We start from the raw sequence: 14,952 nt of genomic DNA, 5'->3' as shown, positions 1-14,952 counted from the left end.
GCTTTGAGCTGGGGATACGCGCTGTGGGCGGGCATTGTCAGTGGCGGGTGCCAGACTGAGACGCAGTTCACATCTCAGCGGTTCGCACACCGGCGGACCGCGGGGTGGACGGCGGGCCGGAAGGAGTGAGGGAGATGGCGGAGTCGTCCGGCGAGGGATCGCCGAGCATCTGTCCGTCGCTGTTGTACGCGGATGCCAGGGCCGCGATCCGGCAGCTGACCGAGGCCTTCGGCTTCACCGAGCACGCGGTGTACGAGGACGGCGAGGGCCTGGTCGCGCATGCCGAGCTGACCTACGGCAACGGCATGGTGATGCTGGGCAGCAAAGGCACGGGCGGGGCCTTCGACCGGCTGACGGCCGGCGGCGGGCCCTCCGGGGTGTTCGTCCATGTCGACGATGTGGACGCCCATCACCGCAGGGCCGTGGAGCACGGGGCGGACGTCGTGACCGCGCCGAGCGACAAGGAGTACGGCGCCAGGGACTATCTGGTGCGGGACGTGGAAGGCAATGTGTGGAGCTTCGGGGACTACATACCCGAGGCCCCTGCCCCCTGACGGCCGTCCCGCGGGCTTCCGCCCGCGCCCGGGCGCTGTGTGGGTGGCCGCCGGGCCCGGCGGCCACCCACACAGCGGGAGGCTAGGCCCCGCCGGTGTGGACCTGGAAGGCCGCCCGGCGGACGGCTTTCGCGAGGGCGGGATCGGGGTGGGCCGCGGCCAGGGCCACCAGGACCTGGACGGTGCGCGGGTGGCCGCCTGCCCTGACCTCCTCCAGGAGGGCCGGGACCGTGCCCTGGACGGCCGAGTCGAGATGGCGCAGCAGCAGCTGGGGCTCGCCGTGGTCGGCGACGGCCGCGGCGGTGTCCACCCAGAGCCAGGTGGCCTCCTCGCGGGTGAGGACGTCATGGACGTCCTCGGGGTCCGCCCCCTCGTACTCCGCGAGCCACAGCAGGGCGTACGGACGCAGTGACGGCTCCTGGGCGACGGCGCGGACCTCGGCCTCGGCGGGCGCGCCGACGACGCGGAGCGCTTCGAAGGCGAGGCCGCGCAGCAGGGCGTCCTCGCCCCTGGCGACGCCGAGGAGTTCGGTGACCGCGCTGGAGACGGTGCGCGCCGCCAGCCAGGCGCGGTACTCGGCGCGGGCGGGCCCGGGGGTGAGCCGGGCGCAGCCGCGCAGCATGTCCTCGGCGGACTGCTCGATATTGCCGGCCGGGCTCTGGGCGGCGACGCAGATCTGTTCCAGCTTGACCCAGACCGCCCAGTTGCCGAGCGGGGTCAGGGTGGCGGACCTGCCTCGGTCGAGGGTGAGCGCGCCGACGGCGGAGAGGCCCTCCAGGGCCCAGTCGAGGAGGGAGGAGACGGTTTCCGGGCGGGGTGCGGTGGGGCCGGTGGCGGGGGCCGTGCCGTCGCCGGAGGGGTCCGGGGCGGCGGCCGGGCCGCCCGCGGGCATGGGGAGGGGCTGCGACTGCGGGCCGTAGGGGACTTCGCAGCGTTCCTCGCGCAGTTCCTCGACCCGCTGCTCCAGGAGGTCGAGGAGGGCGGGGACCAGGACGGGGCCGGCCGAGAGCTGGAGGAGGGAGAGCAGCTGGGGGACGGCTTCCACGACCTCGGCGACGGCGGCCGGGGCCACGTCGCCGGGGGCGGGGTGGGCCAGGGACCAGGCGTCGAAGAGTGCGACCCAGCCGCGGAGCACGGCCATGTCGTCGCGGTCCCAGGCACGCAGCCGCCAGCCGGGGCGGGCTGTGCCGCCGTGCAGTTCGACCAGGCCGGCGAGTCGGGCGCGGTCCCATCCCGCGCGCACCTGGAGGGGGGTCAGATCGAGTGCGGCGGCGGCCCGTTCGCGCGCCGGGGCGGCGAGCGAGGCCGTGCCGGGGTCCCGCTCGACGGCCGCCCAGCGGGCGATCCGTACGGCGTCGACGAGGACTTCTCTCGCCTGGCGGGCCAGCTCGGCGGGGGGCGGGGTGCCCTCCGGGGGCCGTGGGGCCGAGCGGGTACGCCGGGTCGTCACGGCCCGCCGGGCGGTGGCCAGCGGTCGCGGGCGGACAAGACGGAGTCTGGAGTTGCGCGCCAATTGCTCATCAGGCTTTCGGGACGTCACGAGGAGCAGTCTTCCCGCTGACGGCCCGAAAGCCCAAACGGAACCCGATGAATGACGGGCCGGAGGGGCTCGCGGGTCCGGGCGTGGGGTCACATCAAGGGGGTGAGGAAGCGGCGCAGGGCCTCTTCGTAGCGGGCCGGGTCGGCGTTCCACATGGCCGCGTGGGGTGCGTGGCGGACCGTGTGGAGGTGGACGAGGTCGGGGCGGCGGGCGGCGAGCTCCCGGGAGGGGTGCCAGGGGGCGATGGTGTCGTCCGGGCCGTGGAAGATCAGGGCGGGCACCTTCAGCAGCCTGGCGTCGGCCGCCAGGGCGGGCCGTCGGCCGTCGTACAGCCCGGCCCTGCCCCGGGCGGCGCGGACCGTGAGGGGGAGCAGGGGTGCGGGGGTGTGCCGGGCGGCGGCGAGGGCGCGCAGGGTGGCGTCCTGGTCGAGGACCGGGGAGTCGAGGACGAGCCCGGTGATCCGGTCGCGCAGGGCGGAGTCGGCGGCGGTGTGCAGCGCCATCGTGGCGCCGGTGGACCAGCCGTACAGGACGACGTGGCGCGCGCCGTTGCCGACGGCGAAGCGGAGGGCGGCGTCGAGGTCGCGCCACTCGGCCTCGCCGAGGTGTCCGAGTCCGTCGGGGGAGCTGGGGGCGTCCGGGTCGCCCCGGTAGCCGATCCCCAGTACCGGAATGCGTCGGCCGTGGAGAAACGGAAGGAGGTTCATGGGGTGTTCGCGGGTGGTGCCCAGGCCGTGCACGGCGATGACCCAGGTGGTGCGGGGGCCCGGCACCAGCCAGGCGGGGGTGGGTCCGAGTTCGCCGGGGACGCTGACGTCGGTGTGCCGGATGCCGAGCGCGGAGGTCGGGTCGCCGATGTGGAGCCGGGGGTTCAGCCGGACTCTGACGCCGGGGCGCAGACCGCCGCCGGGGTGTTCCAGCCGGCGCACGACGGTGTCGGCGGAGGGCTGCGTTCCGTCGAGGACCGGTCCGACGACGGCGTGGACGCCGGGGCCGTCGAGTCCGTAGGTGCCGGGGCGGCGGGAGGCGAGGGAGCGGGTCAGGGTGACCCGGTCGCCGTCGGCGGCGTGCACGGTGAGTCCGGGGTCGCCGGGGAGCGGCCGGCCGGGCTCGGGTCTGAGCACCGCGTCGCTCGCGTAGCGGCCGGCCGCGATCGCGGCCGCGCCGACGCCGATCAGGGTGGTGACGGCCGCTGCCGTCGCTGTAGCCGGGCGCACCGTTCCAGTGTCGGCGCGGTGGTTCGGCCCTGCCAGTGGACGGCCGCCGCCGGTGTCGGGCCCCGGCCGGGGCGGTCCCCGCCGGTGTGCGGCGGGGCCGTCCGGGGGTGGGGGGGAGGCGGGGGCGGGTCAGCGCGGGCGGCCGTAGCCGCTCAGGCGCTCGGCGGCCTCCGCGAGCTGGCTCTCGGAGAGCAGGGAGGGTGTGCGGCCGGGCACGGAGGCGGCCGTGAGCCAGAGGCGGCACATCCACTCCAGCTGGGCGGTGCGGTCGTAGGCCTGGTCCAGGCTCCGCCCGTGGGCGACGGTGCCGTGGTTCTGGAGCAGGCAGGCGGTGCGCCCCTCCAGGGCGCGGAGCATGTGGGAGGCGAGGGCCTCGGTGCCGTAAAGGGCGTAGGGGGCGACGCGGACGGGGCCGCCGAGCGCGGCGGTCATGTAGTGGACGGGCGGGAGCTCGGGGACGAGGGTGGAGACGGCCGTGGCGTGGACGGCGTGGGTGTGGACCACCGCGAGGGCGTCGGTGTGCCGGTAGATCTCCAGATGGAGCGGCAGTTCGCTGGTGGGTTCGAGGTCGCCGAGGACGCGCTTTCCCTCGATGTCGACGACGGTCGTGTCCTGGGCGGTGAGCCGGTCGTAGGGGACCGCGCTGGGGGTGACGAGGATCAGCGGGCCGACCCGGGCGGAGACATTGCCCGAGGTGCCCACCACAAGGCCCTCGGCCGCCGTTCTGCGGGCGGTGGTCACTACGTTCCGCCACGCGTCTTCGATCGCTCTCTGGGACACCTGTTCGGTCATGCGGCGATCCTGTCAGGAGACGGCTCACCGTCACAGAGGGCCACAGCCGACCCACGGAGGGGAGGATCGGACAGATTATCCGAAAGAGTGATGTAAGGCACTTTGCGGGGCGCGGGGCCGGGCGCGAGAGCCGGTCAGGCGCTCCGGGAGCGAAAGCGGAGTCCAAAACCTCACATGGGGACACCCTGAATCCGGCCTCAGTTCACCTTCCGTTCACCCAGGTTACTTACGTTCACCAGGCCACTGACGTCCATAGATTGCCTGGGTAAATGGAACACATCACGCTGCTGCTCGCGATTGTGATCGTGACGGCTCTCGTGTTCGATTTCACGAACGGTTTCCACGACACCGCCAACGCGATGGCGACGACCATCTCGACCGGCGCGATGAAGCCCAAGTCCGCGGTGGCGATGTCCGCCGTGCTCAACCTCGTCGGCGCGTTTCTGTCGGTGGAGGTCGCCAAGACGATCTCCAGCGGCATCGTCAACGAGTCAGGCATATCCCCAGAAGTGATCTTCGCGGCGCTCGTCGGTGCCATCCTCTGGAATCTTCTGACGTGGCTGGTCGGCCTGCCGTCCAGCTCCTCGCACGCCCTCATGGGCGGTCTGATCGGCGCCACCGTCGCCTCGGTCGGCTTCAGCGGAGTCAACGGCGGCACGGTCATCACCAAGGTGCTGATCCCCGCGATCGCCGCCCCGCTGGTCGCCGGCATCGGCGCGTACCTCGCCGCGCGGCTGACGTACAAGCTGGGCAAGAACACCGACGACAAGGCGACCTCCAAGGGCTACCGCGCCGGGCAGATCGCCTCCGCCGGCCTGGTCTCCCTGGCGCACGGCACCAATGACGCCCAGAAGACGATGGGCATCATCACGCTGGCGCTGGTCACCGGCGGCATCCTGGTCCCCGGCTCGAACCCGCCCATGTGGGTCATCGTCTCCGCCGGTGTCGCGATCGCCCTCGGCACCTACCTCGGCGGCTGGCGCATCATCCGTACCATGGGCAAGGGCCTGACCGACCTCCAGCCGCAGCAGGGCTTCGCGGCCCAGTCCAGCGCGGCCAGCGTCATCCTCGCCTCCTCCAACCTGGGCTTCTCCCTCTCCACCACGCACTCGTGCTCCGGCGCGGTGATGGGCGCGGGCCTCGGCCGCAAGGGCGGCGTGGTCCGCTGGTCCACCGCCACCCGGATGTTCGTCGCCTGGGGTCTGACCCTGCCGGCCGCCGGTCTGGTCGCCGCGGGCTCGGAGTTCGTGATGCGGCAGGGCGACTGGGGCATCGCCGCGGTCACCGTCTTCCTGGTCGGCTCGTCCGCCGCCATCTGGGTGTACTCGCGTCGCCAGGTCATCGACCACACCAACGTCGTCGACGACGAGGTCGAGGAGCCCGGCGTGGTCACCACCGCGATCAACGCCGTCACCCCGCCGCCCGCCGGCACCCCCGCACAGGACGGCGTCACCGCGCAGGACGGCCTCAAGACCACCATCGCGGCCCCCTCGGCCGCCGCCCCCGAATCCGGCCCGGCCAGCCCGGCCGCGGTGTAAGGACAGATCAGCATGAAAATCGACTGGGTAGCTCTCGGCTCCGTCTTCGGTGTGAGCCTCGTGGCCACTGTCGTCCTGGTGGGCCTGTTCACCCTCGGGATCATCGGTCTCAGCAAGCAGCCGTCGGCCGCCGGACAGACCGGCGGGGGCTCCGTGGCCCTGTTCCGCGGCGGCGCCTACCTCTGCTTCGCGCTCTGCGCGGCGGCCATCACCTACGGGATCTATCTGATCGTCACCTGACGGCCTCGGTTCCAACGAACCGGGCCGGAACACCCCCCAGGGTGTTCCGGCCCGGTTTCGTCTGTCTCGGAACACCCTACGGAGCCCGGTCCGCGCCCCTCTCCGATGTGGGGCTGAGCACACTGTCCCGCCGCAGGTCAACGGCAGGTTGACGGCTGTTCTCGCAGCGTGGTGGACTGCCGGGGCCATTACGGCGGCAGCAGAGGAAGCCGGTGCGAATCCGGCGCGGTCCCGCCACTGTCACCGGGAGCGATCCCGGAAGCCAGGAACTCTCGCCGCCGATCACGTCGAACCAGGGCGCGGACACCCTGAGTGAGGACATATCGCCATGCCCGGCCACGGTTCAGCCCCCGCCCCGAGTACGCCTCGCACTCCCCCGCCGCCCACCTCGGCCCCCCGGAACGAGACGCCGGCCTGAGCCCATGCGTGCCGACCGAATATTCGCGTACGGCGCCACCGCCGGCCTGATCGGCGACCTGCTGCTCGGCGACCCCCGCCGAGGCCATCCGGTCGCCGCGTTCGGGCGGGCCGCCGGCGCCGTCGAGCGGGTGCTGTGGCGTGACCACCGAGGGTGGGGCGCGCTGCACACCGCCGTGTGCGCCGGAGGCGCCACCGCCGCCGGGGCGCTGCTCAGCCGTGGTGTCCGCGGCCGTCCCGCCCTGTCCGTCGCGCTGACCGCCGCCGCCACCTGGACCGTCGTCGGCGGCACCTCGCTGGGCCGCGAGGCCCGGACCGTCGGCGCGGCCCTCACCGCGCGGGACGTGGCGCGGGCCCGGGAGCGGCTGCCGCATCTGTGCGGCCGTGACCCGCACTCCCTGGACGAACAACAGATCGCCCGCGCCGTCGTGGAGTCCGTCGCCGAGAACACCTCCGACGCGGTCGTCGGAGCCCTGGTCTGGGGAGCGCTCGCGGGCGTGCCCGGGCTGCTCGGTTTCCGGGCCGTCAACACCCTGGACGCGATGGTGGGCCACAAGTCCCCCCGCTACCGGGCCTTCGGCTGGGCCTCGGCCCGGCTGGACGATCTGGCCGGCTGGCCGGGGGCGCGGCTCACGGCCGCGCTCGCCGTGCTGGCGGGCCCCGACCGGCGCGGCGCGGCCCGCGCCTGGCGGGACGACGCGCACCGGCACCCGAGCCCCAACGCCGGCCCGGTGGAGGCCGCGTTCGCCGGAGCGCTCGGGGTGCGGCTCGGCGGCACCCTCGCCTACGGCGGCCGGGTCGAGCACCGGCCGGTGCTCAATGGCGACGGCCGTCCCGTGGATGTCACGGACATCGAGCGCGCGGTGCGGCTCTCGCGCCGGGTGACTCTGCTCGCCCTGGTGGCGAGCGCGGCCGGACGGCTGGCGTTCCGGCGGATCCCGGCGGCTCGCCGCCGGCAGGGAGGAGACCGATGACCGGACCGGGACGCAGGGGAGGCGGACTGCTCGTCGCGGGCACGACGTCCGACGCGGGCAAGAGCGTGGTCACGGCGGGAATCTGCCGCTGGCTGGTGCGCCAGGGGGTGAAGGTCGCCCCCTTCAAGGGACAGAACATGTCCCTCAACTCCTTCGTGACCCGCGACGGCGCGGAGATCGGCCGGGCCCAGGCGATGCAGGCGCAGGCCGCCCGGGTCGAGCCGAGCGCGCTCATGAACCCCGTACTCCTCAAGCCGGGCAGCGACCGCAGCAGCCAGGTCGTGCTGATGGGCAAGCCCGTCGGCGAGCTGAGCGCGCGCGGCTACCACGGCGGCAGGCAGGAGGCGCTGTTCGGGCCCGTGGTGGAGTGTCTGGAAGAGCTGCGGAGCAGCTATGACGCCGTGATCTGCGAGGGCGCGGGCAGCCCGGCGGAGATCAATCTGCGGCGTACGGACATCGTGAACATGGGCATCGCCCGGGCGGCCCGGCTGCCGGTGCTCGTGGTCGGGGACATCGACCGCGGCGGGGTCTTCGCCTCCTTCTTCGGGACGACGGCGCTGCTGAGCGCCGAGGACCAGCGGCTGGTGGCGGGATATCTGGTCAATAAGTTCCGCGGTGACGTCTCGCTGCTGGAACCGGGTCTCGACATGCTCGAAGGGCTCACCGGGCGGCGGACCTACGGGGTGCTGCCGTACACCCACGGCCTCGGCATCGACGAGGAGGACGGGCTGCGGGTCTCGCTGCGCGGGGCCGTGCGCGAGTCGGTGGTGGCCCCGCCGCTCGGCGAGGACGTGCTGCGGGTCGCGGTCTGCGCGGTGCCGCTGATGTCCAACTTCACCGATGTGGACGCGCTCGCCGCCGAGCCGGGCGTGATCGTCCGATTCGTGGACCGGCCCGAGGAGTTGGCCGACGCGGATCTCGTCGTCGTACCGGGAACCCGGGGCACGGTCCGCGCGTTGGAGTGGCTGAGGGAGCGAGGGCTGGCGGGGGAGCTGGCTCGCAGGGCCGCCGAGGGGCGGCCGGTGCTGGGGATCTGTGGCGGCTTTCAGCTGCTGGGCGAGCACATCGAGGACGAGGTCGAGTCACGGGCCGGTTCCGTGGCCGGTCTGGGACTGCTGCCCGTGCGGGTGCGGTTCGCGGCCGAGAAGACCCTTGCCAGGCCGACGGGCACGGCACTGGGCGAGCGGGTGGAGGGGTACGAGATCCACCACGGCGTCGCCGAAGTGCTGGGCGGTGAGGCCTTTCTGAGCGGATGCCGGGTCGGTGAGGTGTGGGGCACCCACTGGCACGGCTCACTGGAGAGCGACGGCTTCCGGCGGCAGTTCCTGAGACGGGTCGCGAGCGCCGCCGGCAGGCGCTTCGTGCCCGCTCCGGACACGTCCTTCGGAGCGCTGCGCGAAGAGCAGCTGGACCGGCTCGGCGATCTCATCGAAGAACACGCGGACACGGACGCGCTCCTGCGGCTGATCGAGCGGGGCGCGCCCTCGGACCTTCCCTTCATCGCGCCCGGAGCGCCCGCCGCACCCCCGGTGCGCGCGACGGCCGGAGCGCCCGGACGACCTGGAGCCCCCGCATGAGCAGTGTGCCGATGTTCCCGACCGCCGAGGCGGATCCGCCGGGGGCCGGTGGCGGCGTGCCGCCCCGGGGCTCCGGAGCCGCCCCGGCCGGTGTGACCGCGTTCCCGTATCCGTCCGTGTCGACCGAGGAGCCCGTATGAGCACGCCCTACCCGTTCACCGCTGTCGTCGGGCAGGACGATCTGAGGCTCGCGCTGCTGCTCAACGCCGTGTCGCCCCGGGTCGGCGGGGTGCTGGTGCGGGGTGAGAAGGGGACCGCCAAGTCGACCGCCGTGCGGGCCCTCTCCGCGCTGCTGCCCGCTGTCGAGGTCGTCGCGGGCTGCCGGTTCTCCTGCGACCCCGCCGCACCGGACCCGGAGTGCCCCGACGGGCCCCATGAGGCGGGCGGGGCGGCGGCGCGGCCCGCGCGCATGGTGGAGCTGCCCATCGGCGCTTCCGAGGACCGGCTGGTGGGAGCGCTGGACATCGAGCGGGCGCTCGCGGAGGGGGTCAAGGCCTTCGAGCCGGGGCTTCTCGCGGACGCGCACCGGGGAATCCTCTATGTGGACGAAGTGAATCTGCTCCACGACCATCTGGTGGACGTGCTGCTGGACGCCGCCGCGATGGGCGCGTCCTATGTGGAGCGCGAGGGTGTGTCGGTGCGGCACGCCGCGCGCTTCCTGCTGGTGGGGACGATGAACCCGGAGGAGGGCGAGCTGCGGCCGCAGCTGCTGGACCGGTTCGGGCTGACGGTGGAGGTCGTGGCCTCCCGGGAGCCCGAGCAGCGGGTCGAGGTCGTCCGCAGGCGGCTGGCGTACGACGACGACCCGGCCGGCTTTGTCGCCCGCTGGGACGGGGACGAGAGCGCGCTGCGGGAGCGGATCATGGCGGCGCGGACGCTGCTGCCCGAGGTGACGCTGGGGGACGCGGCGCTCCGTCAGATAGCGGCGACCTGCGCGGCCTTCGAGGTGGACGGGATGCGGGCCGACATCGTGATGGCCCGTACGGCCTCCGCGCTGGCCGCCTGGGCCGGGCGCGGGGACGTCCTCGCCGAGGATGTGCGGCAGGCCGCGCTGCTGGCGCTCCCCCACCGGCGGCGGCGCAACCCGTTCGACGCGCCCGGGCTGGACGAGGAGAAGCTGGACCGGACGCTGGAGGAGTTCGGCGCGGACGAGCCCGATCCGGAACCCGATCCCGATCCCGACCAGGACCCGGACCCGGACCCCGGCCAGGGGCCGGACGGCGGGCCGGACGGCGGCGGTCCCGGCGGCGGTCGGCCTCCGGAGCAGGGCCCCGAGAGCCCCGAGGCCCCCGCGCAGGAGGACCCCGGGATTCCGCCGCAGGGCGAGGCCCCCGAGCGGGAGGAGTCGCCGGAGGCGGGCGAGGGCGGTGTCCCGGTGGGCGGCGGTCGTGAGCAGCGGCCGGTGGGCGCCGGTGAGCCGTTCCGTACGAAGATGCTGAGCGTGCCGGGGATGGGCGAGGGCGCGGCGGGCCGCCGTTCGCGCTCCCGGGCCGAGCACGGGCGCACCACCGGTGCGCGGCGGCCCCGGGGGGCCCTCACCAAGCTGCATCTCTCGGCGACGGTGGCGGCGGCCGCCCCGCATCAGCGGGCGCGGGGGCGCGGGGGCCCCGGTCTGGTGGTGCGGCGGGACGATCTGCGGCAGGCCGCGCGGGAGGGGCGGGAGTCCAATCTCGTGCTCTTCGTGGTGGACGCCTCGGGGTCGATGGCGGCCCGGCAGCGGATGAGCGCGGTCAAGGGCGCGGTGCTCTCGCTGCTTCTGGACGCCTATCAGCGCAGGGACAAGGTGGGGCTGGTGACCTTCCGGGGCAAGGAGGCCGAGGTGGCCCTGCCGCCGACGTCCTCGGTGGACGCGGCGGCGGCCCGGCTCGATCTGCTGCCGACCGGCGGGCGCACCCCGCTGGCGGCGGGGCTGCTCAAGGCGCACGACGTGCTGCGGGTGGAGCGGATGCGCGATCCCTCGCGCCGGCCGCTGCTCGTCGTGGTGACCGACGGGCGGGCCACCGGCGGCCCCGATCCGGTGGGGCTGGCCTCGCGGGCGGCCCGGCTGCACGCCGCCGGGGGCACGGCCGCCATCGTGGTGGACTGCGAGTCCGGGCCGGTCCGGCTGGGGCTCGCCGGCACCCTCGCGGCCGATCTTCAAGGATCGGCCGTCACACTCGACGAGTTGCGGGCGGACGCGATCGCCGGACTGGTGAAGAGCGCCCGGTCCGCCGGGTCCGACAGAAAGGCCGCGTAAATGCCACAGGGACAGCCGTCCGTCGTTCCGGACGACGGACTCACCACGCGTCAGCGGCGGAACCGTCCGCTGGTCTTCGTGCACACGGGCACCGGCAAGGGGAAGTCGACGGCCGCGTTCGGGCTCGCTCTGCGGGCCTGGAACCAGGGGTGGCCGATCGGGGTGTTCCAGTTCGTCAAATCGGCGAAGTGGAAGGTCGGCGAGGAGAACGCGCTGAAGGTGCTGGGGGCGTCCGGCGAGGGCGGCGCGGTCGACTGGTACAAGATGGGCGAGGGCTGGTCGTGGGTGCAGCGCGACCGGCAGTTCAGCAACGAGGAGGCGGCCCGGGAGGGCTGGGAGCAGGTCAAGCGGGATCTGGCCGCCGAGAGCTACAAGCTCTACGTCCTCGACGAGTTCGCCTATCCCCTGCACTGGGGATGGGTGGACACGGCCGAGGTGATCTCGGTGCTGCGCGACCGGCCGGGGAACCAGCATGTGGTGATCACCGGCCGCAACGCCCCGGCCGAGCTGATCGACTTCGCCGATCTGGTGACCGAGATGACCAAGATCAAGCATCCGATGGACGCGGGGCAGAAGGGGCAGCGGGGCATCGAGTGGTAGCACGTCTTGTGATCGCCGCGCCCTCCTCGGGCAGCGGCAAGACCACCGTGGCGACCGGTCTGATGGCGGCGTTCGCCGCCTCCGGGCTGGCCGTGTCCCCGCACAAGGTGGGACCCGACTACATCGACCCCGGCTACCACTCGCTCGCCACCGGCCGGCCGGGCCGGAATCTGGACGCCTATCTGTGCGGCACGGAGCTGATGGCTCCGCTGTTCGCGCACGGTGCGGCCGGGTGCGACGTGGCCGTGGTCGAGGGGGTGATGGGGATGTACGACGGGGCGTCGGGAGCCGGTGAGCTGGCGTCCACGGCGCAGCTGGCGAAGCTGTTGCGGGCCCCGGTGGTGCTGGTGGTGGACGCCTCCTCGCAGTCGCGTTCGGTGGCGGCGCTGGTGCACGGCTTTGTCTCCTGGGACCCGGAGGTCCGGGTCGGCGGGGTGATCCTCAACAAGGTGGCGTCCGACCGGCACGAGGAGCTGCTGCGGCAGGCGCTGGAGGAGGTCGGGGTCCCGGTGCTGGGGGTGGTGCGGCGGCGGGCCGCCGTGGCGACCCCCTCGCGCCATCTCGGCCTGGTGCCGGTCGCCGAGCGGGCGGCGGAGGCGGTCGCCTCCGTGGCGGCGATGGGCGAGCTGGTGCGGCAGGGGTGCGATCTGGAGGGGCTGCTGGCGCTCGCCCGGTCCGCTCCCCCGCTGGACTCCCCCGCGTGGAGCGCCGGCGGGGAGTCCTGGGGCCCCGGAGCGGGGGCGCTGCCCGGTGGGGCGGAGCGCGGGCGTCCGGTGGTCGCCGTCGCGGGCGGCCCGGCGTTCACCTTCTCCTACGCCGAGCATGTCGAGCTGCTCACCGCGTACGGGGCCGATGTCGTCGCCTTCGATCCCCTGCGGGACGAGCGGCTTCCCGAGGGGACCTCGGGGGTCGTGATAGGCGGCGGGTTCCCCGAGGTGTACGCGCCGGAGCTGTCGGCCAATGAGTCTCTGCGCAAGGTGGTCGAGGCGTTCGCGCGGGACGGCGGGCCGGTGGCGGCCGAGTGCGCGGGGCTGCTGTATCTCGCACGTTCGCTGGACGGCCGGCCGATGTGCGGGGTGCTGGAGGCCGACGCGCGGATGGGCGAGCGGCTGACGCTGGGGTACCGGGAGGCGGTGGCGGTGGCCGACAGCTGTCTCGCGGCGACGGGGACCCGGCTGCGGGGCCACGAGTTCCACCGGACGGTGATCGAGCCCGGCGCGGGCCCGACCCCGGCCTGGGGGATGCACCGGCCGGAGCGCCGGGTGGAGGGGTTCGTCCAGCGGGGTGTGCACGCGAGTTATCTGCATACGCACTGGGCGGCCGACCCCGGGGTGGCCCGCCGGTTCGTGGCTCAGTGCGCGCGGTGAGAGCGGTGGGACCGATGGAACCCGTGGAACCCGTGGGAGGGGTCGGCCGGACGGGGGCCCATCGACCTCGCAGAATCGTTTCCGCATCGCCTCGCGCCCGTACGGCGGTGAGCCCCTCACTCGGCGACGCCGACGACCAGCCAGATGAAGCCCGCGCCCGCCGCCGTGCAGAGCAGGGTGGAGCGGGCCGGGTGGGTGTGGTGCGCCTCGGGCAGGATCTCGGCGGCGGCGAGATAGAGCAGCGCGCCGCCGAAGAATCCGAGGTAGCCGCCGAGCAGCCCCACTGGAATGGTGAACAGCAGGGTGGACGCGGCCCCGACGACGGGCGCGAAGGCGTCGGCGACCAGCATCGCGACGGCCTTGGCCCGGGTGTTCCCGTAGAGGCTGGTGAGTGTGTAGGTGTTGAACCCGTCCGCGAAGTCATGGGCGATGACGGCGAGCGCCACGGTCAGTCCCATGGCCTCGCCCACCTGGAAGGCCGCGCCGATCGCGATGCCGTCCAGCAGGCTGTGGCCGACCATGGCCGCCGCCGCCGTCAGCCCCACCTGCGGCGCCTTCCCCTCCCCCGCGCCATGGGCGGCCTGGCGGGCGGCCAGCAGCCGTTCCACCATGTGCGCGGTGAGGAAGCCGCCCACGAACAGCAGCAGGGCCAGCGGCACGCCGAACACCTCCTGCCCCGCCGCTTCCAGCGCCTCGGGCAGCAGATCGAGTCCGACCACGCCGAGCATCAGCCCGCCGGCCAGCCCCAGCACCAGATGCCGACGGTCGGTGACGCGCTGCGCCGTCCAGCCGCCGAACAGCGTCATCAGGAACGCGCCGAGCGCGACGAACACCGCCATGCGCCCTTGCTAGCGGATTGACCCGGTTCCGCGCACATTCCGCCGGAAGACCCGCCCGATTCACCCGTTTGACGCGAGAGGACCCCTGCTCATGGCCGAGCCCGGCGCCGCCGCCGGCCGTCCGGCCGGCCGCCTCCCCGCGCCGGTGCTCGCCTTTCTCCCGGCGGATCCCTCGCGGTACGCGGTGCTGCTGGGCCCCCCGGCGGGCGGGGGCGCGGCGGCCCCGGCCGAAGGGGTCGCGGTCCATGTCACCGATCTGGTCCTGCCGTTCGGTCCGGGTACGGCGGTGCTGCGGCCGCCCTCGCTGGTGGTGGGGGTGGGCGCTTCGCGCGGTGTTCCCGAGGACGAGGTCCTCGCCCTGGTGGCCGAGGCGCTGCGGGACGCGGGGCTGTCCGGGCTGAGCGTGCGGGAGTTGGCGACGGCCGGGGCGAAGGCGTCCGAGCCGGGCATCGTGGCCGCCGCGAAGACCCTCGGTGTGCCGCTGGTGGCCCACCCGGCGGGGGACCTCGCCCGGGTGCCGGTGCCGAATCCGTCCGGCGCGGCCCTGGCCGCCGTGGGGACCCCGTCGGTCGCGGAGGCCTCGGCGCTCGCGGGCGGCGGGGAACTCCTCGTACCGAAGCGCGTATCGAGCCCCCGGGGCCGGGCCGCGAGGGCGACCTGCGCGGTGGTGAGGCGGAGTTCGCCCGGCGGCCTCCTGGTGTTCACCCCCGGGTCCGGCGTGGCTGGTCCGCTGTCGGCATGGAGTTCCGACGCGGTGCGGTACGACGGCTCCCGGCCGCGCCCGGAGTGGCCCGGCGGGCCGCTCGGCCCGGGGGCGTGGGTGTTCGAGCCCGTCGGGGGCTCCCCCGAGGGCTTTCCCGACGGCTCCCCCGGGGGCTCCCCCGGGAGTCCGCCCGCCGTCGGGCACACGGTCCTTGTGACCGGCCCCGGCCCGTCGGCCCTCCACGGGCTCCCGGCGACGGCGGAGCACCGGCCGGCCGATGCTCCGGCGGCCCTGACCTGGAACGCCACTCGACCATATGAATCAAGCCATGTGGCGACACTGGCCGGAGTGGATCCCC

13 protein-coding genes, 1 pseudogene and 1 riboswitch are annotated in these 14,952 nt (G+C 74.1%); of the genes and pseudogenes, 10 read left to right on the top strand and 4 right to left on the bottom strand.

Annotated features, from left to right (window positions below; genetic code table 11):
* Positions 1–134 precede the first annotated feature (134 nt).
* Positions 135–554 (top strand): VOC family protein, encoded by a 420-nt coding sequence (locus tag IE247_RS21240; RefSeq protein ID WP_190124795.1) that lies wholly within the window; start codon positions 135–137, stop codon positions 552–554.
* A gap of 82 nt (positions 555–636) precedes the next feature.
* On the opposite strand, the gene IE247_RS21235 is transcribed toward IE247_RS21240, so the two are convergent.
* The 3 genes from IE247_RS21235 to IE247_RS21225 all read right to left on the bottom strand — a co-directional run bounded on the left by IE247_RS21235 (position 637) and on the right by IE247_RS21225 (position 4,103).
* A complete protein-coding gene (locus tag IE247_RS21235) occupies positions 637–2,094 on the bottom strand; it encodes a hypothetical protein (protein ID WP_373305589.1) in 1,458 nt (485 codons plus the stop codon).
* 89 nt (positions 2,095–2,183) lie between these two features.
* Positions 2,184–3,311, bottom strand: a complete 1,128-nt coding sequence (locus tag IE247_RS21230; protein ID WP_190124794.1) for an alpha/beta hydrolase — start codon at positions 3,309–3,311, stop codon at positions 2,184–2,186.
* A gap of 129 nt (positions 3,312–3,440) precedes the next feature.
* Positions 3,441–4,103 carry a class II aldolase/adducin family protein gene (locus IE247_RS21225; RefSeq protein ID WP_190124793.1) on the bottom strand — a complete coding sequence of 221 codons (663 nt, stop codon included), beginning with the start codon at positions 4,101–4,103 and terminating at the stop codon, positions 3,441–3,443.
* 269 nt (positions 4,104–4,372) lie between these two features.
* Between IE247_RS21225 and IE247_RS21220 the strand changes: the two genes are divergently transcribed.
* From IE247_RS21220 to IE247_RS21185, 8 genes are all read left to right on the top strand, one after another.
* Positions 4,373–5,641, top strand: a complete 1,269-nt coding sequence (locus tag IE247_RS21220) for an inorganic phosphate transporter (protein WP_190124792.1) — start codon at positions 4,373–4,375, stop codon at positions 5,639–5,641.
* Positions 5,642–5,653: 12 nt separating this feature from the next.
* Complete coding sequence (locus IE247_RS21215; protein ID WP_190124791.1) at positions 5,654–5,881, top strand: hypothetical protein; 228 nt, start codon at positions 5,654–5,656, stop codon at positions 5,879–5,881.
* Between the two features lie 155 nt (positions 5,882–6,036).
* A riboswitch (cobalamin riboswitch) is annotated at positions 6,037–6,172 on the top strand.
* 131 nt (positions 6,173–6,303) lie between these two features.
* Complete coding sequence (locus tag IE247_RS21210) at positions 6,304–7,272, top strand: cobalamin biosynthesis protein (RefSeq protein WP_190124790.1); 969 nt, start codon at positions 6,304–6,306, stop codon at positions 7,270–7,272.
* On the top strand, positions 7,269–8,849 hold the full coding sequence (locus IE247_RS21205; RefSeq protein WP_190124789.1) for a cobyric acid synthase: 1,581 nt from the start codon (positions 7,269–7,271) through the stop codon (positions 8,847–8,849). Before IE247_RS21210 ends, IE247_RS21205 begins: the two co-directional genes overlap by 4 nt.
* Entirely contained in the window at positions 8,846–8,989 is a 144-nt protein-coding gene (locus IE247_RS21200) for a hypothetical protein (RefSeq protein ID WP_190124788.1), read from the top strand. Before IE247_RS21205 ends, IE247_RS21200 begins: the two co-directional genes overlap by 4 nt.
* Positions 8,986–11,085: a putative cobaltochelatase gene (locus tag IE247_RS21195; RefSeq protein WP_190124787.1), complete on the top strand. Its 2,100-nt coding sequence runs from the start codon at positions 8,986–8,988 to the stop codon at positions 11,083–11,085. The genes IE247_RS21200 and IE247_RS21195 overlap by 4 nt, the downstream gene beginning before the upstream one ends.
* Positions 11,086–11,685, top strand: a complete 600-nt coding sequence (gene cobO, locus IE247_RS21190) for a cob(I)yrinic acid a,c-diamide adenosyltransferase (RefSeq protein WP_190124786.1) — start codon at positions 11,086–11,088, stop codon at positions 11,683–11,685.
* Positions 11,679–13,052 carry a cobyrinic acid a,c-diamide synthase CobB gene (locus IE247_RS21185; protein WP_190124785.1) on the top strand — a complete coding sequence of 458 codons (1,374 nt, stop codon included), beginning with the start codon at positions 11,679–11,681 and terminating at the stop codon, positions 13,050–13,052. The genes cobO and IE247_RS21185 overlap by 7 nt, the downstream gene beginning before the upstream one ends.
* Before the next feature lie 116 nt (positions 13,053–13,168).
* On the opposite strand, the gene IE247_RS21180 is transcribed toward IE247_RS21185, so the two are convergent.
* The gene (locus IE247_RS21180; RefSeq protein ID WP_190124784.1) at positions 13,169–13,891 is read right to left on the bottom strand and encodes a ZIP family metal transporter; all 723 of its coding nucleotides are present in this window, start codon (positions 13,889–13,891) and stop codon (positions 13,169–13,171) included.
* 283 nt (positions 13,892–14,174) lie between these two features.
* Between IE247_RS21180 and IE247_RS21175 the strand changes: the two are divergent.
* A pseudogene (locus IE247_RS21175) lies at positions 14,175–14,580 on the top strand (cobalamin biosynthesis protein); the annotation flags it as partial.
* Between the last annotated feature and the right edge of the window lie 372 nt (positions 14,581–14,952).

The organism is Streptomyces inusitatus (genome assembly GCF_014651115.1).
Lineage (GTDB): Bacteria > Actinomycetota > Actinomycetes > Streptomycetales > Streptomycetaceae > Streptomyces > Streptomyces amakusaensis.
Note: the sequence above shows the minus strand (reverse complement) of the source record. Positions and strands in the feature narration are given on the sequence as shown.